General features: G+C 72.3%; 19 protein-coding genes, 2 tRNA genes and 1 pseudogene. 4 read left to right on the top strand and 18 right to left on the bottom strand.

Going from position 1 to position 20,474, the window contains the following annotated elements; all coding sequences use genetic code 11:
• From KDN32_RS05620 to KDN32_RS05610, 3 genes are all read right to left on the bottom strand, one after another.
• The gene (locus tag KDN32_RS05620) at positions 1-606 is read right to left on the bottom strand and encodes an ATP-dependent Clp protease proteolytic subunit (RefSeq protein WP_211732383.1); all 606 of its coding nucleotides are present in this window, start codon (positions 604-606) and stop codon (positions 1-3) included.
• 104 nt (positions 607-710) lie between these two features.
• Positions 711-1,181 carry an SRPBCC family protein gene (locus tag KDN32_RS05615; RefSeq protein ID WP_211731078.1) on the bottom strand — a complete coding sequence of 157 codons (471 nt, stop codon included), beginning with the start codon at positions 1,179-1,181 and terminating at the stop codon, positions 711-713.
• 55 nt (positions 1,182-1,236) lie between these two features.
• On the bottom strand, positions 1,237-1,665 hold the full coding sequence (locus KDN32_RS05610; RefSeq protein ID WP_211731077.1) for a MarR family winged helix-turn-helix transcriptional regulator: 429 nt from the start codon (positions 1,663-1,665) through the stop codon (positions 1,237-1,239).
• A gap of 23 nt (positions 1,666-1,688) precedes the next feature.
• Here KDN32_RS05610 and KDN32_RS05605 point away from each other — a divergent pair, with 23 nt between their 5' ends.
• The gene (locus KDN32_RS05605) at positions 1,689-2,888 is read left to right on the top strand and encodes a phosphotransferase (RefSeq protein WP_211731076.1); all 1,200 of its coding nucleotides are present in this window, start codon (positions 1,689-1,691) and stop codon (positions 2,886-2,888) included.
• Positions 2,889-2,960: 72 nt separating this feature from the next.
• On the opposite strand, the gene tig is transcribed toward KDN32_RS05605, so the two are convergent.
• From tig to KDN32_RS05540, 13 genes and pseudogenes are all read right to left on the bottom strand, one after another.
• Entirely contained in the window at positions 2,961-4,355 is a 1,395-nt protein-coding gene (gene tig, locus KDN32_RS05600) for a trigger factor (RefSeq protein WP_211731075.1), read from the bottom strand.
• 150 nt (positions 4,356-4,505) lie between these two features.
• Positions 4,506-5,978, bottom strand: coding sequence for a PepSY-associated TM helix domain-containing protein (locus KDN32_RS05595; protein WP_211731074.1), 1,473 nt, complete (start codon positions 5,976-5,978; stop codon positions 4,506-4,508).
• A gap of 97 nt (positions 5,979-6,075) precedes the next feature.
• Positions 6,076-6,669 (bottom strand): hypothetical protein, encoded by a 594-nt coding sequence (locus KDN32_RS05590; RefSeq protein WP_211731073.1) that lies wholly within the window; start codon positions 6,667-6,669, stop codon positions 6,076-6,078.
• A gap of 200 nt (positions 6,670-6,869) precedes the next feature.
• Positions 6,870-6,945 (bottom strand) — tRNA-Pro (locus tag KDN32_RS05585).
• A gap of 44 nt (positions 6,946-6,989) precedes the next feature.
• Positions 6,990-7,063: transfer RNA gene (locus KDN32_RS05580), tRNA-Gly, on the bottom strand.
• Positions 7,064-7,135: 72 nt separating this feature from the next.
• A complete protein-coding gene (locus tag KDN32_RS05575; RefSeq protein WP_211731072.1) occupies positions 7,136-8,218 on the bottom strand; it encodes a PP2C family protein-serine/threonine phosphatase in 1,083 nt (360 codons plus the stop codon).
• Positions 8,215-9,122: pseudogene (locus tag KDN32_RS05570) on the bottom strand (Fpg/Nei family DNA glycosylase). Before KDN32_RS05570 ends, KDN32_RS05575 begins: the two are co-directional and overlap by 4 nt.
• Positions 9,115-9,624 (bottom strand): ribose-5-phosphate isomerase, encoded by a 510-nt coding sequence (locus tag KDN32_RS05565; protein ID WP_211731071.1) that lies wholly within the window; start codon positions 9,622-9,624, stop codon positions 9,115-9,117. Before KDN32_RS05565 ends, KDN32_RS05570 begins: the two are co-directional and overlap by 8 nt.
• 52 nt (positions 9,625-9,676) lie before the next feature.
• Positions 9,677-10,477: a DUF3626 domain-containing protein gene (locus KDN32_RS05560; protein WP_307853747.1), complete on the bottom strand. Its 801-nt coding sequence runs from the start codon at positions 10,475-10,477 to the stop codon at positions 9,677-9,679.
• A gap of 3 nt (positions 10,478-10,480) precedes the next feature.
• The gene (locus KDN32_RS05555) at positions 10,481-11,362 is read right to left on the bottom strand and encodes an alpha/beta hydrolase (protein ID WP_211732381.1); all 882 of its coding nucleotides are present in this window, start codon (positions 11,360-11,362) and stop codon (positions 10,481-10,483) included.
• Positions 11,363-11,369: 7 nt separating this feature from the next.
• A complete protein-coding gene (locus KDN32_RS05550; RefSeq protein ID WP_249216365.1) occupies positions 11,370-11,939 on the bottom strand; it encodes an LURP-one-related family protein in 570 nt (189 codons plus the stop codon).
• Positions 11,936-13,729 (bottom strand): methionine--tRNA ligase, encoded by a 1,794-nt coding sequence (gene metG / locus KDN32_RS05545; RefSeq protein WP_211731070.1) that lies wholly within the window; start codon positions 13,727-13,729, stop codon positions 11,936-11,938. The genes KDN32_RS05550 and metG overlap by 4 nt, the downstream gene beginning before the upstream one ends.
• Before the next feature lie 76 nt (positions 13,730-13,805).
• A complete protein-coding gene (locus tag KDN32_RS05540) occupies positions 13,806-14,405 on the bottom strand; it encodes a mycothiol-dependent nitroreductase Rv2466c family protein (RefSeq protein WP_211731069.1) in 600 nt (199 codons plus the stop codon).
• 79 nt (positions 14,406-14,484) lie between these two features.
• Here KDN32_RS05540 and pepN point away from each other — a divergent pair, with 79 nt between their 5' ends.
• A complete protein-coding gene (pepN, locus tag KDN32_RS05535) occupies positions 14,485-17,025 on the top strand; it encodes an aminopeptidase N (RefSeq protein ID WP_211731068.1) in 2,541 nt (846 codons plus the stop codon).
• A 305-nt stretch (positions 17,026-17,330) separates the two neighbouring features.
• Here the strand turns inward: pepN and KDN32_RS05530 are convergent, their stop codons facing one another.
• Complete coding sequence (locus KDN32_RS05530) at positions 17,331-18,080, bottom strand: DUF5130 family protein (protein ID WP_211731067.1); 750 nt, start codon at positions 18,078-18,080, stop codon at positions 17,331-17,333.
• Positions 18,081-18,111: 31 nt separating this feature from the next.
• On the opposite strand from KDN32_RS05530, the gene KDN32_RS05525 reads away from it, so the two are divergent.
• Both KDN32_RS05525 and KDN32_RS05520 read left to right on the top strand, forming a co-directional pair.
• Positions 18,112-19,224: a mechanosensitive ion channel family protein gene (locus tag KDN32_RS05525; RefSeq protein WP_211731066.1), complete on the top strand. Its 1,113-nt coding sequence runs from the start codon at positions 18,112-18,114 to the stop codon at positions 19,222-19,224.
• Positions 19,221-19,598, top strand: coding sequence for a globin (locus KDN32_RS05520; protein ID WP_211731065.1), 378 nt, complete (start codon positions 19,221-19,223; stop codon positions 19,596-19,598). Before KDN32_RS05525 ends, KDN32_RS05520 begins: the two co-directional genes overlap by 4 nt.
• On the opposite strand, the gene KDN32_RS05515 is transcribed toward KDN32_RS05520, so the two are convergent.
• The gene (locus KDN32_RS05515; protein ID WP_211731064.1) at positions 19,582-20,430 is read right to left on the bottom strand and encodes an acyl-CoA thioesterase; all 849 of its coding nucleotides are present in this window, start codon (positions 20,428-20,430) and stop codon (positions 19,582-19,584) included. The two genes, KDN32_RS05520 and KDN32_RS05515, sit on opposite strands and share 17 nt — an antisense overlap.
• Between the last annotated feature and the right edge of the window lie 44 nt (positions 20,431-20,474).

The raw sequence follows: 20,474 nt of genomic DNA, 5'->3' as shown, positions 1-20,474 counted from the left end.
TCAGTCCTGCTTCCGGGCCGGGCGGCCCTCGTCGGCGGCCTCACGGGCACTGGTGATGACCTGGTCGACCAGGCCGTACTCCACTGCCTGGTCGGCGGTGAACCAGCGGTCGCGGTCGGCGTCGGCGACGACCTGCTCGACGGTCTGGCCGGTGTGCTCGGCGATCAGGTCGAGCAGCACCTTCTTGATGTGGAGCGACTGCTGGGCCTGGATCTTGATGTCCGAGGCGGAGCCGCCCATGCCCGAGGAGGGCTGGTGCATCATGATCCGCGCGTGGGGCAGGGCGTAGCGCTTGCCCTTGGTGCCGGCGCAGAGCAGGAACTGGCCCATCGAGGCGGCCAGGCCCATGCCGACCGTCGCGACGTCGTTGGGGATGTAGTTCATCGTGTCGTAGATCGCCATGCCGGCGTCCACCGAGCCGCCGGGGCTGTTGATGTGGAGGAAGATGTCCGCCTCGGGGTCCTCCGCCGAGAGCAGCAGGAGCTGGGCGCAGATCGCGTTGGCGTTCTGGTCGCGCACCTCCGAGCCGAGGAAGACGATGCGCTCGCGGAGGAGGCGCTGGTAGATGTGGTCGTCGAGGCCATACATCCCACCGGCGCCGTTCATCTCCGGCGAGAGGGCTGGGCTGGAGTTCTGGTTCACGCTGGCGACACTAGCCGCAACGACGGACACTTCCACGCGAAGACCCCCTCTGTTCGCCCACAGCAGACTCACCGCTGCGCGGCGGCAGCCAGGCCCTCCAGCGTCCGGGCCATCCCCGCCTCGAGCTCGTCCGCGTGCGACTCGCCTCCACCGAGCGCCAGCGTCGCGAACACCCGCCCCGAACGGGTGAGCCGGTCCGGGACCGGGCGGCGGTGCACGACCCGGGTGCCGCCGTCCTCCGGCGAGAGCTCGTAGATCCAGCGCGACCCGCTCGACCGGGTGTCCCACGCGAGGACCACGCCCTCCTCGAGCAGGGTGACCACGCTGTGCGTCGGCCACACCACCGCTCGGCGCCGGTTGATGCCGAGGTAGTGCTGCCCCACCCGCAGTCCACCGGGACGCAGCGCGACCATCCGGACCAGCTCGGGGCTCCAGTCCGGCATCCGGGACAGGTCGGTGAGGGCGGCCCAGACCTCCGACGGCGGCGCCGCGACGAGGCGCTCGGCCCGCAGCTCGCGGTCGGCGGAGGGAATCGGCATGCCCCGCACCCTAGCGAGGCCGGGCGAGGCCCTGGACGCCGTGGCGCGCGACCGGTCAGCCGAGCGCGACCTCGGCCAGCACCTCGCGGAACACGCGGTAGCGCTCCGGCCCGACCTTCTCTGCCCAGGTCGCGTCGCAGCGGTCCAGCACGGCGACAGAGCGCGCCAACGACTCGCGCCCCCTGTCCGTGGCCCGGACAACCCGGGCGCGGGCGTCGTGGTCGGCGACCGACACCTCGACCATGCCGAGCCCCTCGAGCTGGCGCACGAACTGCCCGCACCCCTGGGTGGTCATGTCGACGCGTTCCGCGAGCTCGCTGATCGTGAGGCCCTCCGGCGGGAGCCACTCCAGCACGCGCAGCTGCGAGGGGCGCAGCTCGGGCACGTCCTGCGCGAGCTGCTCGCGCAGCTGCCCGAAGACCAGGCCCATCAACATCGGGAGGTGGGGGTCGACGGCGGGGGGAAGCCCCTTGACGTCAGTCATGAAAGCAACTTACCTTGTCAGGCATGAAAGCGGCTTTCGTGACGGCGGAGAGGGTGCCCCGGGCCGACCTGCTCGGTGCCGACGACGTCGACGACGCCGCGCTCGCCGCCATGGTCGCCGACCTCTGGGACGTCCCCGAGGTGACGGTGGTCGACTCCTGGGCCGCACCGGTCGACTACGACGTGCCCTCGATCCTCACCGGCGCGCGCACGTGGGTGCACGGCGAGGCGGACGCGGGCGAGGGTCCGCGCGCGTTCACCCTCTTCGTCAAGAGGGTCCACGCGTGGCGCCACTCCCCTGCGTTCGCCTCCGTGCCCGCGGAGGTCCGCGACTGGGCGGCCTCGACCGTGCCGTGGCGGGCCGAGCCGCTGGTCTACGCCTCCGACCTCGCCGACCGGCTGCCCGAGGGCCTCGCCATGGCGCGCGCGCTGCGCGTCGACGAGCGGCCCGACGAGACGGCCGTGCTCTGGCTGGAGGAGGTCGCGTGCGACCCCGTCCCCTGGACACCTGCCGACAGCGCGCGTGCCGCCCGGCTCCTCGGTCGGCTCGCCGCCAGCGAGCGGGTGGCGCCGCTGGCCGCGATCGACCCCCAGCGGTGGCACGTCGACAGCTTCGTGGCCGGTCGCCTCGGCCACACCGTGCTGCCGCAGATCAGCGAGGACGCGACCTGGCGGCACCCGGTCGTGGCCGAGCACTTCGGTGCGCTCCGGGCCGACCTGGAGGACGCGGTGCGCCGGCTCGACGCGCTGGCCGCCGAGTTCGCCGCGAGCCGCCACCTCACCGCCCACGGCGACGCCTGCCCCAACAACCTGCTGCGCCGTGTGGGCGAGGACGGCTTCACACTGATCGACTTCGGCTTCTGGCGGCCGCAGCCGGTGGGCTTCGACCTCTCGCAGCTGCTCGTGGGCGACATCCAGGTCGGGCGCCAGGACGTCGCCGATCTGCCCGAGCGCGCCGCCGCCTGCCTCGAGGCGTACGCCGCCGGCCTGGCCGACGAGGGGCTCGAGGTGCCGTCCGAGGAGGTCCGGCGCGGCCACGCGCTCAGCCTGCTGCTGTTCAACGGCCTGACCGCGCTGCCCACCGAGATGCTGTGGGAGCACGCCGCCCGCGAGGAGGCCGGCGGCGTCGACTCCGACTTCCTCGCCACCCTCGACCTCTGGGCCCGCCAGCGCGCCGGGATCGCGCGCTACTCCCTCGACGTCCTGGCCGCGACCGACGTCTGACCACCCGGCCCCGGTACGACGAACGGCGCCCGCCCCCGGAGGGGCGGGCGCCGTCGCGCGTGGTGCGGTGGGTCAGGCCTGCTCGGAGTCCTCGGTCTCCTCGGCGGCCTCGGCCTCGGGCGCCTCGTCGGCGGGCTCGCCGATGGTGCCGTCGGGGCGCAGGTTCTTCAGCTCGACCACGTTGCCCGAGGCGTCCTTGACGGTCGCGGCCTCGACGATGGTGGCCAGCGCCTTGCCGCGCAGGATCTCCTGCACGAGCTCGGGGATGTGGTTGTGCTCGAACATGTGGTTCGCGAACTCCTGCGGGTCCTGCCCGGACTGCTGGGCGCGGCGCACGAGGTGCTCGGAGAGCTCGGCCTGGTCGATGCCGAACTCCTCCTTCTTCGCGATCTTGTCCAGGATGAACTGGGCGGCGACGGCGTCGCGGACGCGGCGCTCGAGCTCGGCCTCGAACTCCTCCTGGGTCTGGCCCTCGTCCTCGAGGTACTTCTCCATGGTGATGCCGGCGAAGCCGAGCTGCTGCTCGACGTTCTGGCGGCGGGCGTTGAGCTCGTCGGTCACCATGACCTCGGGCAGCGGGATCGAGACCTTCTCCAGCAGGGCCTCGAGCACCGCGTCGCGGGCGGCAGCGGCCTGCTCGAGGCGCTTGCCGCGGCCGAGGCGCTCGCGCACGTCGGCGGTGAGCTCGTCGGCGGTGTCGAACTCGGACGCGAGCTGGGCGAACTCGTCGTCGTAGTCGGGGAGCTGCTGCTCCTGCACGGCGGTCACCTTCACGGTGACCTGCACGTGCTCGCCGACCAGGTCGCCGCCGACGAGCTCGGAGTCGAAGGACTTCTCCTCACCGGCCGACAGGCCGGCCAGCGCCTCGTCGAGGCCGTCGATCATGCCGCCGCGGCCGACCTTGTAGGACATGCCGGTGACCTCGCCGCCCTCGACGGTCTCGCCGTCCTTGGCGGCCACCAGGTCGATGGTCACGAAGTCGCCGTCGGCGGCCGCGCGCTCGACCGGCACCAGGGTGCCGAAGCGCTCACGGAGCGCCTCGACCTGCTCGTCGACGTCGGCGTCGCTGATCTCGATGTCCTCGACGCTGGCCTCGAGGCCGTCGTAGGCCGGGAGCTCGAAGTCGGGCTTGACGTCGACCTCGGCGGTGAACTCGAGCGACTCGTTGTCCTCGAACTTGGTCACCTCGATCTCGGGCTGCGCGAGCGGCTCGAGGTCGTGCTCCTGGAGGGCGGCCATGTACTGCTGCGGGACGACGGCGTTGATCGCCTCGTCGAGCACCGGACCGCGGCCGACCTGGCGGTCGATGACCGCCGGCGGCACCTTGCCCCGGCGGAAGCCCGGGACGTTGATCTGCTTCGCGATCTTCTGGTAGGCCGCGTCGAGGCTCGGCTTGAGCTCCTCGAAGGGCACCTCGACGGTCAGCTTGGCCCGTGTGGGGCTCAAGGTCTCGACGGCGCTCTTCACAAATGTCTCCTGATGCTGAAGGTCATGGGTTACGTCGTACGGGGGCGCGCCAGGCGCAGCCCCCGCAAACTCAGGCAGTCTATCGACGGCGTGGACGCATGCCGAATCACGCCCACGCCGCCGATCGACCGCGGCTGCGGTCCGTCTCGGTCAGTCCACCGTGTCGAACGCCGTGCGCAGGCGCGGCACCCGCCGCAGCACGAACCGGTCGAGCGCCAGCACGAGCAGCAGCGTGGCCCCGAACAGCGGCAGGAACACGCCCAGCGCGACGAGCGCGGCCACCAGCCACCACGTCGCCCGCACCGGCATCCGGCCGCGCGGCGCGCCGACCGAGCCGTTGCCCGCGGGGCGTCGCCGCCACCACATGAGCGGCCCGGTGACGCACAGGAACAGGATCGCCACGCAGAACAGCGCCGCGCTCCAGAAGCTCACCAGACCCAGGCTGCGCCCCTCGTGGAGCCCGATGCCCTGGGACACGACCTTGGCCACCGCTGGGTAGTCGTCGAACCCGTAGTCGGACCGCACCTCGCCGGAGAAGCGGTCGACGTGCACCGTCCGCTCCCTGCTCGGGTCGTGGAAGGCGTCGCCCAGGACCGAGAACACGCCGTCCTCGCCGGTCGGCAGGACGATGGTCATCGGGTGGGCCAGGCCCTCCCGCTCGGCGACCACGACCGCAGTGTCGACGGTGGCGACCGACCCGGTGTCCGCCCCGGCTCCCGAGGTCGGCACCTCGGACTCCTGCTGGGCCCACGGCACCTCGACCGCATGGCTGTGCGGCAGGGACTCGTCGAGGGTGGATCCGGGCTCCGACTGGGCGCCCGGGTCGAGGCTCCACAGCGAGGAGCCCTGCGACGTGGCGAGCTGCTGGACCTTCTCGCCCCAGAACCCGGTCCAGGGCAACCCGGTGACGACCATCATCAGCAGACCCACGCCGGCCACCGAGCCGACGACGGCGTGCGTGCTGCGCAGGCGTGCCCCCGACGCCCTCTTCTGCCGCCGTCGCAGCCGCGCCCGGCGACCCGAGAAGAAGAGGTAGTAGCCGGTCAGCGCCATGACGATCGCCCAGCAGGCGGCGACCTCGATGACGCCGTCGCCGAGCTTGCCGGTCATCAGGTCGCCGTGCAGGCGGACCGCGTACCCCGACAGCGTGGTGTCGGGGTCCAGCTCGCCGAGGACCTCACCGCGCCACGGGTCGACGAACACGTCGGCGGTCGAGCCGTCGGCCTTCGTCACGGCGAACGCGGTGGCGTCGTCGCCCTCACGGCCCTCGCGGACCAGCCCGACCTCGGCGTCGGGGTAGGCCTCCTCGACCAGCGCGAGCTGGTCGGAGAGGACGTACGGGAGCTCCTGGCCGGCCGGCTGCTCGACGCGCATGACGTCGGCGTGCAGCAGCGGCTCGACCTGGAAGCGGAAGAGGTAGATGAGTCCGGTCACCGCCAGCAGGGCGAAGACCGGGATCACCACGAAGGAGGCGTAGAAGTGCCAGCGCCAGAAGGCGCGGAAGAGGCCGGACGGGGTGGGCCGGCGCGTGCGTCGCGCGGCTGCCCCGGACGGTCCTGCGCCGGGGGGGGGGGGGGGGGGGGGGGGGGGGGGCGCGGGTGGGTCGTGCAGGTCAGTGGTCATGGGTGCTCCTGGTGCGAGGTCGGTCGACCGCACCGGCGGGTTGCCGGCGCGCGGACGGCTCGCCGAGGGACCCGACCGCACCGTGCGGAGGGGTGGCTCAGCGAGGCAGGAGCGCCCCGGGTGGCCCGCGCCGGACCGGACCGCGGGCCCAGACGGGCCGGGCGGGCAGGGGGTCGACGAGCACGGCGCGCACGCCCGCGCCGCGGGCCACGAGCCGGACGACGACCCGGTGGAGTGCCACCGTACGGACGGCCGTCGCGAGGGCCGCGCGCGCGGAGCAGCGCGCGAGGCCGAGGAAGAACCAGAGCGCCTGCTCGCCGACCGCGAGCCAGGCGGCCACCGCCACCGCCGCCAGGGCGTGGGTCAGCGCCATCAGCGGGTGCTCGACGAGGTCGCCCAGACCGCCCGTGAGCCAGGCTCCGGCCCCGGGCAGCCCCGTCACCCCGGCCGCGCCGGTCATGCCCGGGCTCGCGGCGGACGTCGCCCCGTGGGCCCCGTGCCCGGCATGCCCGGACAGGGCGGCGAGCAGGGCGTGGACGACCAGCTGGCCGCCGAGGACCAGCACGACCAGGCGCAGGACCGAGGCGCGACCGCCCAGCAGGACGGCGCACCCGCAGGCGACTACCGCGTAGAGCGTGAGGAGGCTGGGCCACCCCGGGACCAGCCCTGCTGCCGAGACGTGGGCCACCACGCCTGCGCCGACGACGACCGCTGCCAGGAGGGCTGCGCGAGTGCAGCGCAGGGACGCAGAGGCTCGCGGGGCGACGTCGAGATGACGCGACCCGTCGGCTCCTGGCAGACCGCACCGCACACTGGAGGATAGAACGTCGGAGCGGGCCACCCGGGCTCGCCCCCGCGACGATCCCCGCCGTTGGTGACGACCGGTCGGGGTGGTCGGGGCGACAGGACTCGAACCTGCGATCTCCTGCTCCCAAAGCAGGCGCGCTAGCCACTACGCTACGCCCCGCCAAGCGGGCGTCCGGCCCCGCGCCGGGGACCGCACGACCTGCCTGGAGCGGATGACGGGAATCGAACCCGCGTAGCCAGTTTGGAAGACTGGGGCTCTACCATTGAGCTACATCCGCGCGACCCGGTCGGCGTGCGCCGCCGGTGCGGGTGTCATGGTGCCACACCGCGCGGGCCTCGCCGCAACCGGCTCAGCGCCGGTGGACCAGCAGCAGCGCGCGGTCGTCGTTGCGCGAGCCGATGGCGTCGACCAGCCGGGCGGCCCCGCCCTCGAAGTCCCCGCGCAGCAGTCGCTCGGCCTGGCCGAGCATCTTGTCGATGCCGAGGCTGATGTCGCGGGTGCGCGACTCGACCATGCCGTCGGTGTAGAGCAGCAGCGCGTCGCCGGGGCGCATCTCGCCCGAGGTGGCGGCGTACTGCGCGTCGTCGAGGACGCCGAGGATCGGGCCCTCGGCCTCGATCACCTCCCACCGACCCGACCCGGCGTGCCGCAGCGCGGCCGGCGGGTGGCCGGCGCAGCGCATCTCGTAGTGCCCGGTGGTCAGGTCGAGGGACAGGTGGATCGCGGTCGCGAAGCCCTCGTCCCACTCCTGGCGGAGCAGGTAGGTGTTGGCCGCGTCGAGGAACTCGCTGGGCGGCAGGGCGCTCAGCAGGCCGCCGAGCGCGCCGGAGAGCAGCAGCGCACGCGTGCCGGCCGCCTCGCCCTTGCCGGACACGTCGACGACGGCCACCTCGAGCCGGTCCGCGACCCGCGCGGCGACCACGAAGTCACCGGCGAACGGGGTGCCGCCGGCGGAGCGGAGCTCGGCCGCGACGTACCAGTCCGGCGGGAGCGCGGGGATGCCGCCCTGGCGCAGGATCCGGTCGCGCAGGTCGACGAACATCTGCTCGCCCTGCAGGCCGGCCACGCCGAGCCGGGAGCGCCGGAACGACGAGAGCAGGACCAGGAACCCCAGTCCGTACATGATCACGACGGTGACGATGATGCGCAGGGTGAGGGGGTCCTGGGCGGGCACCACCAGGGCGAGGACCAGCAGCAGGAAGACGACGAACCACGGCAGCTGGCGCGGTCCGAGCATCAGGCTGGAGACCACCAGCGGGACCAGCAGCGAGACCAGCGGGACGGCGTCCTGGAAGAGCAGGATCGCGACGCCGATGACGACGGTGACCAGACCGAGCGTGACGAGCAGCCGGCTCCCGCGCGGCACGACCCGGCCGAGGGCGTCCGACAGGCGGGCGCGAGGGCCGGGTCGGCGCTCACCGGAAGAACTCATGGTCGAGCTCCTCGCGACGTGTCGGTGTGCTGGTGGGCCGACTGTACGGCCGCACGCGAGCGAAACACCGGTTGACACTTCGGGCACCAGAACACGTTTCGTCCGGCGAGGTCGGCCGTGCGGACGTCCGCGCCGCAGACGTGGCAGGGCATCGCGGTGCGCCGGTAGACGTAGACCTCCCCTCCGTGGTCGTCACGACGCGGGTCGCGCCCCATCGCCTCGGGCGTGTGCTCGGGCCGCACCGTGTCGATCCGCCCGGTGCGCACCCCTCCCCCATCAGCTCGACGAGGTCCGCCCACATGGCGCGCCACTGGCCCACCCGGAGCGTGCGTCCGGGTCGCAGCGGGTGGATGCGGTGGCGGAAGAGGACCTCGGCCCGGTAGACGTTGCCGACCCCCGCGAGCACCTTCTGGTCCATCAGCAGGTCGCCGATCGAGCGGTCGCTGCGCGAGATCCGCCGCCACGCCCGGTCGGGGTCGGCGTCGGACCGCAGCGGGTCGGGCCCGAGCCCGGCCAGGACCGCGTCGCGCTTCTCCGGTCCGACCAGGTCGCACACGATCGCGCCGCGCAGGTCGGCGTACGTCGTGCCGCGGGGGTCCGCGTCGGCGGTGACCAGGCGCAGCCGCACCGCGCCGACGGGCTCGGGCACGTCGGCGGGCGAGGCCAGCGCGCTGTGCACGTCGAGCTGGCCGATCAGGCCGAGGTGGACGTGGACGAACCGGTCGCCCTCGAAGGCGAGGAACAGGTGCTTGCCGGCGGAGTCGGCGCCCTCGACCCGCGAGCCGTCGAGCAGCGCCGCGTCGGCGCCGAACCTGCCCTGCGGCGAGCTGACGTGGACGCGTCGGCCGGCGAACCCCGCCGCGAGGTCGTCGGCCAGCTTGCGGAGGGTGTGCCCCTCAGGCATCCGCCGGTCCGCGCAGGGCCGACTCGGGAAGCGGCGGCAGCTCGTGGGTCTCGTCGTAGGCCGAGAGCTGGCCGATGCGGCGCACGTGGCGCTCGTCGCCGGAGAACGGGGTGGTCAGGAAGACCTCGACGAAGCGCGTCATGTCCTCGACCGGGTGCATCCGGCCGCCGACCGACACGACGTTGGCGTCGTTGTGCTCGCGGGCCAGCGACGCGGTCTCCTCCGACCAGGCCAGCGCGCACCGGATGCCGGTGACCTTGTTGGCGGCGATCTGCTCGCCGTTGCCCGAGCCGCCGATGACGACGCCGAGGCTGTCGAGGCCCTCGGAGCGGTCCGCGGCGACGCCCTCGGCCGCCCGCAGGCAGAACACGGGGTAGTCGTCGAGGGGGTCGTGGACGAAGGGTCCGTGGTCCACGACCTCGTGGTCGTGGTCGACCAGCCAGGCCATCAGGTGGTCCTTCAGCTCGAGGCCGGCGTGGTCGGATCCCAGGTGAACGCGCATGGGCGAAGTCTCCCAGAACACCCCGGGCTCACGGGCAGCCGGTCCGGACCGCTCAGCCGTCCACGCGCCCGAACCGTGCGAGGCAGTGCCACAACCACTTCACGGCCTGCGGGTCGTGGTCGCCGGTCCCGGCCGCGGCGCCGAGCCGAGCGGGCGTGAGCACCCCACCGAGCCGGCGGGCGAGGACGATCGGCACGGCGCCGCGGTAGTCGGGGTCGATCCCGGCTGCGGTGACCTGGTAGCCGGGATGGTGCTCCACGACGACGCCCAGGTCCTCGAGACGGGCGACGGCGTCCGCACGGGCGTGGTCGTCGCTGGGGTCGAGGACCACCGCCTCGACGTCCGAGGCCAGGACGAGCCCGCCGTGGACGTGCGCCTCGACGTAGTCGTCCAACGGGTCGTCGAGCGGGAGGTCCTCGGCGGAGGCAGGCAGCAGGCTGCGGTCGGCCGGGGCCGTGTCCGCCAGCCGGCACAGCTCGCCCAGGGCCTCCGGCCCGCCGCTCGCGCGCGGCCCGAAGACGCTGTCCGGCCAGCAGAACGTCGTGCGTCCCAGGGTGTGCGGTCTCAGCCGGAGGTACGCCGACCCGAAGCGTGACGCCGCACCGTACGCGTCGTCGCGTCGGTTCCACGCGCCGTAGACCGGGCGGTCCTCGGGGCGGGCGCCGTCGTAGCGCCCGTCGAAGATCCGGCTCTCCCACCTCCAGCGGTCACCGCCGGGGTGGGCGGTCAGTCCGCCGTTGGAGGTGCCGGTCACCCACTGGCTGCGGTAGCAGCCGTCCCGCACGACCGCGTCGAGCACCGTCCCGCTGCCCGACGGCCAGCCGGGGTGGAAGTGCAGGACCGTGGACGGCACGGGTCAGGACAGGTGCTGGTCGAACCAGCCGGCCACCTGGCGCACCAGCGGCTCGGAGGCGGCGAAGGTGGCGTGCCGCCAGAAGCCGTGGGTCTGGCCCAGGCACCGGATGCCGACGGTCTCCACGCCGGTCTCGGCGACCAGCCGGGCGAGCTCCTCGCCCTCGTCGCGCAACGGGTCGTGCTCGGCGGTGGCGACGAACGTCGGCGGCAGGGTGTGCAGCCGGTCGGAGCGCAGCGGCGCGAGGTCCGGGTCGTCGAGGTCGGCCTCGGTGCGGGCGTACTGCTCCCAGTACCACGCGGCCTCCGAGGGGTCGAAGCCCGACGGCGCGCCCTCGACGTAGGACGGGAAGGAGCCGCGCGGGTCGAGGAACGGGTAGACGAGGCCGACCACGGAGAAGAAGCCGGGGTTGCGCAGCGCGGCGACCAGGGCGAGGTTGGCGCCGGCGGAGTCGCCGTGCGCGGCGTAGGGCCCGGCCAGGCGGGCGTCGGCCGCGTTGCCCCGCAGCCACGCCACGACGGTGTCGAGGTCGTCGGGTGCCGCGGGGAACGGGTCCTCGGGCGGGCGGCGGTAGTCGACGCTCAGCACCGCGCGCCGCCCGCGGTTGGCCATCCGGCGGCAGATCGCGTCGTGCACGTCGATGTCGTTGAGCACGAAGCCGCCACCGTGGGCGTGGACGACCAGCCCGGGCAGCGCCTCGGCCGGCGTGAACAGTCGGCAGCGCACGCCGTCGGCGTCGACCTCCTCGACCGACGCGACGTCCTCGCGCGGCAGCGCGAGGTTGGCCTGCCGCACCTGCTCGCGGTGGGCCGCGACGTCGAAGCCCGGCGCGCTGAGCACGGGGCTGGTGTCGGCGGCCACGGCGGCCCGCACCTCGGGGTACATCACGGGCTCAGCGTGACATCAGGGCGTCGAGGCCGACGGCGATGGCCGCGGCCACCCGGAAGTCGACGCGCGGGTCGGGGACGTCGACGGTGTAGCGGTCGCCCAGCGACATCGCCCGCTGGACGGAGAACAGCGGCTGCCCGGAGGAGTCGACGAAGTCGAAGTGGACCGGGAGGAAGGCGAGGTCGGTGAACCGGCGCAGCAGGCCGACGAGCTGGTTGCGCTCCTGGCCGGTGCCGGCGTAGCCCGGGCCCTCGACGTGGAACGTCGAGCGCAGCAGGGAGGCGCCGAAGTCCTTGCGGAAGAAGCCGATCTGCGTGCCGGACTCGTCGGTGATGTCGTAGCCCGAGCTCAGGTCGATCGTCTTGCGGGCCTTGAACCCGAAGACGGGGCGCTGCTTGCCCGAGTCGGTGAAGAAGGTGACCTGCTCCTTGAACGCCATCCGCTTCTGCTCCGCGAACGCCATCAGCCGGGTCGGGTTGCCGGAGGCGTCGGACTCCGACACCTCGTAGCGGTTGACCATCATGGTGAGCTTCTGCTTCACCACGAAGTGGGGCACGTACATCTCGGCACTCATCGCGCGAGCTCCTCCTCGATGATCGACGGGTCGAGCTTGGTGAAGACCGGGGTCGGCTTCGCCACGGCAGCGCCGACGGTGACCGGGCGCGACTCCCAGCGGGGCGTCGCGGAGTACTCGCCGGTGATCACCGCGTACGCCGTGTGCCCGGCGCCGTTGTCGGCCTCGAGCTCCTCGACCTGCTCGGTGCGCGGCATCGGCATGAACGTGCCCTCCCCGCCGAGCACGGCGTGGACCTGGTTGGCGGCGTGCGGGAGGAACGGCGAGAGCAGCGTGTTGCAGTCGCTGACGCACTGGGCGGCGACGTGGAGCACGGTCGCGAGGCGCTCGCGCTGCGACTCGTCCTTCATCTTGTAGGGCTCGGTGACGGTGAGGTACTTGTTCACCTCGCCGACCACCCGCATCGCCTCGGCGATCGCGGCCCGCAACCGGTGCTTCTCGATCAGCCCGCCGACCGACCCGAACCCGTCGCGCACCGCGGCGAGCACCTGCTCGTCGACCTCCTCGAGCGGACCGGCGGCCGGGATCTCGCCGAAGCTCTTGGCGACCATGGTCGCGGTGCGGTTGACCAGGTTGCCCCAGCCCGCGACCAGCTCGGAGTTGTTGCGGGTGACGAAGTCGGCCCAGGTGAAGGCGGCGTCGGAGGTCTCCGGGCCGGCGGCGCAGATGTAGTAGCGCAGCGCGTCCGCGCCGTAGCGGGCGAGGAAGTCGCCGACGTAGATCACGTTGCCGCGGCTGCTGGAGAACTGCGCGTCTCCGAAGGTGAGGAACTCGCTGGAGACCACCTCGGTGGGCAGGTTGAGCGTGCCGAAGGTGCCGGGCTCGCCGCCGCGGTCGCCGGCGCCGTTGTAGGCCAGCAGCTCGGCCGGCCAGATCTGGGAGTGGAAGACGATGTTGTCCTTGCCCATGAAGTAGTACGACTCGGCGTCGGCGTCGTTCCACCACTCGCGCCACTTGTCGGGCTCGCCCAGCCGGCGCGCCCACTCGATGGAGGCCGAGAGGTAGCCGATGACCGCGTCGAACCAGACGTAGAGCCGCTTGGTCGGCTGGTCCTCCCAGCCGGGGACCGGGATGCCCCAGTCGATGTCGCGGGTCATCGCGCGCGGCCGGATCTCCTTGAGGATGTTCTGGCTGAACTTGATGACGTTGGGGCGCCACAGGCCGGTGGCCTCGCGCTGGTCGAGCCACTCCCCCAGCGCGCCGGCGAGCGCCGGCAGGTCGAGGAACCAGTGCTGGGTGTCGCGGAACTCCGGCGTCTCGCCGTTGATCTTCGAGCGCGGCTCGATCAGGTCGGTCGGGTCGAGCTGGTTGCCGCAGTTGTCGCACTGGTCGCCGCGCGCGTCGGCGTACTTGCAGATCGGGCAGGTGCCCTCGATGTAGCGGTCGGGCAGCGTGCGCCCGGTCGACGGGCTGATCGCCGTCTTCGTGGTCTCCTCGACCATGTAGCCGTTGCGGCGGCAGGTCTCGAACATCTCCTGCACGACCGCGTAGTGGTTGCCGGTCGTGGTGCGGGTGAACAGGTCGTAGGACAGGCCGAGGCCGACCAGGTCGTCGACGATGACCTGGTTGTACTTGTCGACCAGCTCGCGCGGCGGCAGCCCCTCGTTGTCGGCGAGGACGAGGATCGGGGTGCCGTGCTCGTCGGTGCCGCTGACCATCAGCACGTCGTGGCCCGCCATCCGCATGTACCGGCTGAAGACGTCGGAGGGCACGCCGAAACCGGCGACGTGGCCGATGTGGCGGGGGCCGTTGGTGTACGGCCAGGCGACGGCGGACAGGACACGAGTCATGGGCGCAAGCCTAGTGACCGGCCGCCACCCGGTTTCCCCGGGTGGCGGCTTCGGACACCGCTCGGAGCGCGGAGGCTCAGGAGAAGTCGAGGTCCCCGGTGCGCGAGCGCTTCAGCTCGTAGAAGTAGGGGAACTTCGCGACGGCGACGGCGCCGTCCCACAGCTCGCCGGCCTCCTCGCCCCGCGGGATCTTCGAGAGCACGGGCCCGAAGAACGCCGACCCGTTGATGTGGATGGTCGGTGTGCCGACGTCGTCGCCCACCGGGTCCATGCCCTCGTGGTGGCTCTTCGCGACGGCGTCGTCGAGCGACGCGTCGTCCCACGCCTCGATCAGGTCGGCCGGCAGCCCCACGTCGGCGAGCGCGGCGGCGGCCGTCTCGCGGGTGAGCTCCTCGCCGTTGTTGTGGTGGCGGGTCCCGATCGCGGTGTACCAGTCGCCGAGGGTCGCGTTGTCGTGCTCCTGGGCGATCTTGATCGCCACGCGGACGGGCTTCTCGGTGCCCTGGAGCATCTCGCGGTACTCCGCGGGGATGTCCTTGTCCTTGTTGAGGTACGCCAGCGACATCACGTGCCACTTCACGTCGATGTCGCGCACCTGCTCGACCTCGCGGATCCAGCGCGAGGTGATCCAGGCGAACGGGCAGAGCGGGTCGAACCAGAGGTCAGCGGTAGCCATGCCAGACCCAATCCCGGAGGCGGTCGGGCTATTCCCGGCCGGTGTGGGGCGCGACACATCCCGGTGGCAGGATGCGGGCATGCCTGGAACCAACCTCACCCGGGACGAGGCCGCCACCCGCGCCGCGCTCCTGGACGTCACCTCGTACGCCGTCACCCTGGACCTCACGACCGGCGACACGACCTTCGCCTCCACCACCACCCTGGAGTTCACCTGCCGCGAGCCCGGGTCGAGCACCTTCGCCGACCTGGTCGCGCCCACCGTCCGCGAGATCACCCTCAACGGACGCTCCCTCGACCCCGCCACCGCCTACGCCGACAGCCGGATCGCGCTCGACGACCTCGAGGCCACCAACACCCTCGTCGTCGTCGCCGACTGCGCCTACTCCAACACCGGCGAGGGCCTGCACCGCTTCGTCGACCCGGTCGACGACAAGGTCTACCTCTACAGCCAGTTCGAGGTGCCCGACGCGCGTCGCGTCTTCACCACCTTCGAGCAGCCCGACCTCAAGTCGGTCTTCACCTTCACCGTGACCGCCCCGTCCCACTGGGTCGTGGTCTCCAACGCCGCGACCCCGGAGCCGACCCCTGTGGCTGACGGCGTCGCGACGTGGAGCTTCCCGACCACCAAGCGGATGTCGACCTACATCACCGCGATCGTCGCCGGCGAGTACCACGGCGAGTTCGACACCTACGAGGGCAAGTTCGGCACCATCCCGCTGGGCCACTACTGCCGCCAGTCGCTCAAGGAGCACATGGACACCGCTGAGCTGGTCAAGCTGACCAAGCAGAGCTTCGCGTGGTTCGAGGAGCAGTTCGACTACCCGTACCCGTTCGGCAAGTACGACCAGCTCTACGTCCCGGAGTACAACGCCGGCGCGATGGAGAACGCCGGCTGCGTGACGCTGCGCGACGAGTACCTCCCGCGCAGCCGCCAGCCGCGCTCGTTCTTCGAGTTCCGCGCGTCCGTCATCACCCACGAGATGGCGCACATGTGGTTCGGCGACCTGGTCACCATGAAGTGGTGGGACGACCTGTGGCTCAACGAGTCGTTCGCCGAGTGGGCCTGCTACTGGTGCGAGGCCAACGCCACCGAGTTCGACGACGCGTGGACCGGCTTCGCCAACGCGCGCAAGCAGACCGGCTACCGCGCCGACCAGCTGCCGTCGACCCACCCGATCGCGGCCGACAACGTCGACCTGCACGCGGTCGAGGTCAACTTCGACATGATCACCTACGCCAAGGGCGCCTCGGTGCTCAAGCAGCTCGTGGCGTGGGTCGGCATCGAGCCCTTCCTCCAGGGCCTGCGCGCCTACTTCAAGGAGTGGGAGTACGGGAACCCGGAGTTCAAGGACCTGCTCGGCACCCTCGAGAAGGAGTCGGGTCGCGAGCTGCAGGGCTGGGCCCAGGAGTGGCTCCAGACCGCGGGCGTCAACACCCTCGCCCCGGCCTTCGAGCTGGCCGAGGACGGCACGTACTCCTCCTTCTCGGTCGCCCAGAGCGCCCACCCGGACTGGCCGACGCTGCGTCGCCACCGCCTCGGCATCGGTCTCTACGACGAGGTCGACGGCCGCCTGGTGCGCCGGCAGTACGTCGAGATCGACGTCGAGGGCGCCTCCACCGAGGTCCCCGAGCTCGTCGGCGTCGCGCAGCCCGCGCTGCTGCTGCTCAACGACGAGGACCACGCCTACGCCAAGATCCGCCTCGACGAGCGCTCGATGGCCACCGCGATCTCCTCGCTGGCGCAGTTCGAGGACTCGCTCCCCCGCGCCCTCGTCTGGGGCGCGGCGTGGGACATGACGCGCGACGGCGAGATGCGCACCCGCGACTGGGTCGACCTGGTGCTCGCCAACATCGGGCACGAGACCGACGCGTGGGCCGTCACCCGGATCCCCGCGTCGACGGCACTGGCGGTCGCCTTCTACTCCGACCCCGCCCACCGCGCCGACCTGCGCGCGACCTGGGAGTCCGGCCTGCGCGAGCTGCTGCTGGCGGCCGAGCCGGGCAGCGACCACCAGCTGACCTTCGCCCGGACCTACGCCGCCGCCGCCCACCGCGACGCCGCGCTCGACGACCTGATCGGGCTGCTCGACGGCTCGTTCGTCGTCGAGGGCCTCGCGGTCGACCAGGACCTGCGCTGGGGCCTGATCACCGCGCTCGCGAAGAACGGCCGCTTCGGTGACGCCGAGATCGACGCCGAGCTCGACGTCGACCGGACCATCTCCGGCAAGGAGCAGGCCGCGGCCGCGCGCGTCGCGCAGCCCACCGCGGAGGCCAAGGCGGCCGGGTGGGCCGCGATCGTCGACCCGGCGACGCCCAACGAGACGTCGCGCGAGATGGCGATGTCGATCTTCCGCTTCGGCCAGGAGGACGTGCTCGAGCCCTACCTCGAGACGTTCCTCGACGCGGCGACCACGCTGATCGACACGCTCGGCTTCCACAAGGCCTCAACCGTCCTCGAGTACGGCTTCCCCAAGCCGCTCGGCTCGGAGGCGACGCTCGCGCGCCTCGACGCCTGGCTCGCCGACAACGACGCCCCCAAGGGCGCGCAGCGCTACATCGGCGAGGCACGCGCCGAGATCGCCCGGGCCCTCGCCGCCCAGGCCTGCGACGCCCGCTGACGTACGACCCGGCAGCACGACGAGGCCCCCTCACCGTCCGCGGTGAGGGGGCCTCGTCGACTCGGCAGAAATGTGCTGGAGATGCACGTCGAGCCGGCAGCAATGTGCTGGAGATGCACGTCGAGTCGGCGCGAATGTCATCCGACCCCTGACATTCGCGCCGGCTCGGCGTGATCCAGCGCGACATTCGCGCCGACTCGGGGTGATCCGGCCCGTGACATTCGCGCCGACTCGGCGTGATCCGGCGCGACATTCGCGCCGACTAGGCGTGATTGAGCGCGACATTCGCGCCGGGTCGGCGCGGGTCAGGCGTGGAGGGTGTTCTGCGGGCGGGCGTGCTCGGCGAGCATCGCGATGCCGCGCTGCAGGCCGCCGAGCAGGCTGCCGGAGGCGAACTCCGACGACATCGCGAGGACGGCGAGCTCGACCTCGGCGTCGGTCAGGTGACGGCGTACCTCACCGCCCGTGACGACCTCCACCGCGCGGCGCTGCGGGTCGACGAGCACCAGCACGCTGCGTGCGGGGGCGACCAGGCGGTTGTGCAGGCGGGTGGCCCACGCACGGGTGTCGTCGCCCTCGCTGGGGCCGACGTACACCGAGAACTCGAAGCGGCAGGACTGCTCGGCGAGCCGGATCGAACGGTCCAGGGCGAGGCGGTCGGCCTCGCTCAGCAGCTCACCAGCCGCCACTGGCGCCACCCGCTCGGGAGTCCTCGCCGTCGGGGCGGGGAGCTCGGCGACGCCCTGGCGGGGTCCGCCGATCCACTGGCCCTCGCCACCGGAGTGGTCCGGCAGGAGCTTCTCGCCGCGCACCATGGCGGGCAGGAAGACGAGCAGCGCGATCACCACGAACAGCAGCAGCGGCGCACCGAGCAGCAGCATCAGCGCGTGCAGGCCGTCGACCTGCGTCTCCGGCGCCCAGCCCTCGGGGACGTCGGCCTGCGCGGGGACGGCCAACAGGGCCAGCGCGGGCGCGGCGGCAAGGGCGACCAGGCGGCCGGCGCGGCGACGGCCACGACGTCCTGCGGGACGGGAGGGGCTGACGGGGGTGCTCACGGGTAGAAGAGTATCGCCCATACTGGCGGGCATGTCTCACCCCCTCACGACCACGACCATCGCCGCGGCCGCGAGCTCCGGGAGCGCCGGCACCAGTGCGGCAGCCAACCCCTGCCTGGACGGCGAGAACACCTGCGAGCGGGTCTTCGAGTGGACCGGCGACGCGCGGCTCGCGGACGCCGCCGACTGGGTGGTCGGCAAGCCGAGCGCCCTGGTGGGACTGATCCTGATCGGGCTCGTCGTCCGGTGGCTGCTCCACCGGCTGATCGACCGGGTGACCAAGCGCGCCGAGGTCGGCGTGCTGCCCGACCGGATCAGCCGCGCGATCACCGGCGGCCGGATGGGCGCGGCGCTCAACCTCACCGAGGACCCCGGCTACACCCGGCGGGTCCAGCGCGCGGCGACCATGGGGTCGCTGCTCAAGAGCATCGTGAGCGGCGTCGTGTTCACCGTCATCGCGCTGATGTTCATCTCCGAGCTCGGCTACGACATCGCCCCGCTGATCGCCAGCGCGGGCATCATCGGCGTCGCGCTGGGCTTCGGCTCCCAGGCGCTGGTCAAGGACTTCCTGTCCGGCATCTTCATGATCTTCGAGGACCAGTACGGCGTGGGCGACGAGGTCGACCTCGGCGAGGCGAGCGGCACCGTCGAGGCCGTGAGCCTGCGCGTGACCCGGCTGCGCGACGTCAACGGCACGGTCTGGTACGTCCGCAACGGCGAGATCCTCCGGGTGGGCAACATGAGCCAGAACTGGGCGCGCACCGTGCTCGACGTGCGCGTCGCCTACGGCGAGGACCTCGCCCGCGTCCAGCGGGTGCTCGCCGACATCGCCCACGACCTGTGGGAGGACGAGGACTTCAAGGGCCGGGTGATCGAGGAGCCGTCGGTCTGGGGCGTCCAGGAGCTCGCCCCGGACTCGGTCGTGGTGCGGGTCGCGCTCAAGACCGCGCCGCTGGAGCAGTGGGCCGTGGCCCGCGAGATGCGCCAGCGGATCAAGGCGCGCTTCGACCTCGAGGGCTTCGAGGTCCCGTTCGCCCAGCAGGTCGTGTGGATGCGCGACGACGAGCGGCCCGACCGGCAGCGCTCGAGCGAGGACCAGCAGCCGGCCGCGTCCGGGCCCGCGCAGGCGGAGGGAGACCTGTGACCACCACGTTCTTCGAGGAGATCGGCGGCGAGGAGACGATCCGCACGATCGTCCACCGCTTCTACGAGGGTGTCGCGGGCGACGACGTGCTGCGCCCGATGTACCCCGAGGAGGACCTCGGTCCGGCCGAGGAGCGGTTCCGGCTGTTCCTCCAGCAGTACTGGGGCGGCCCCACGACGTACTCCGACGAGCGTGGTCACCCGCGCCTGCGGATGCGGCACGCGCCGTTCCGGGTCACGCCGGCCGCCGCCGAGCGCTGGCTGGTGCACTTCCGCGCCGGGCTCGACGCGGCCGACCTGACGCCCGAGCAGGACGAGCGCTTCTGGGACTACGTCAGGCACGCGGCCCAGTTCATGGTCAACACCCTGGAGTGACGGCCCGGAACTCCTCGGGGACCGGCGCGGGGCGGCCGGTGGCGTTGTCGATGCAGACGCCGACGATCCGGGCGCGTGCGAGCAGCTCGTCGCCGTCGCGCACGACCGACTCGAAGACCAGCGAGGTGGTGCCGATCCGCGAGACCCACGTCCGGCAGTCGTAGGGCTCGGGACGGAAGAGGATCGGGCGGCGGTAGTCGACGTCGGTCTGCGCCACCACGAGGTGGAAGCCCTCGCCCAGGTCGCCTCCGCGCGCGGTCAGCAGCTGGATCCGCGCCTCCTGGAAGTACTCGAAGTACTTCACGTTGTTGACGTGGCCGTAGACGTCGACGTCGCTGAACCGGACCTGCACGGGGTAGTGCCCGCCGGGCACGTCGACCACCTCGGGGACCGGCGTCGGGCGCACCGGCTCATCGGGCTCGAGCAGCCGGCCGAGCGACTCGCGCTCCGACGCGTCGAGCCGTCGGGGACGCTCGGTCGCGAAGACGTACGGCGTCAGGACGGTGCGGGCGCGGAGGTAGACCGTGCGCTCGCCGGCGGCGTCCTCGGTGAAGACCTCGTAGGCCATGGTGAAGCTGGCCGCGCGGATCTCGGTGACCCAGCACTCGACCGACACCGGCTCCGGGCTGAAGGTCAGGGAGGACACGTACGTGACCTCGTGGCGCACCACCACCACGCCCTCGGCCAGGTCGTCGGCACGGCTGTCGGGGGCGTGCGTGCGGAACAGGTCGACCCGCGCCTCCTGGAGGTAGTCGACGTAGGTGACGTTGTTGACGTGGCCCAGCAGGTCGAGGTCGGCCCACCTCAGCGGGCAGCGGTAGAGATGACGCACGCCCCGATCGTCGCAGAGTGCGCGACCGGGGCGTGGGTCGGGAC

The organism is Nocardioides palaemonis (genome assembly GCF_018275325.1).
In the GTDB taxonomy this organism is placed as follows: domain Bacteria; phylum Actinomycetota; class Actinomycetes; order Propionibacteriales; family Nocardioidaceae; genus Nocardioides; species Nocardioides palaemonis.
Note: the sequence above shows the minus strand (reverse complement) of the source record. Positions and strands in the feature narration are given on the sequence as shown.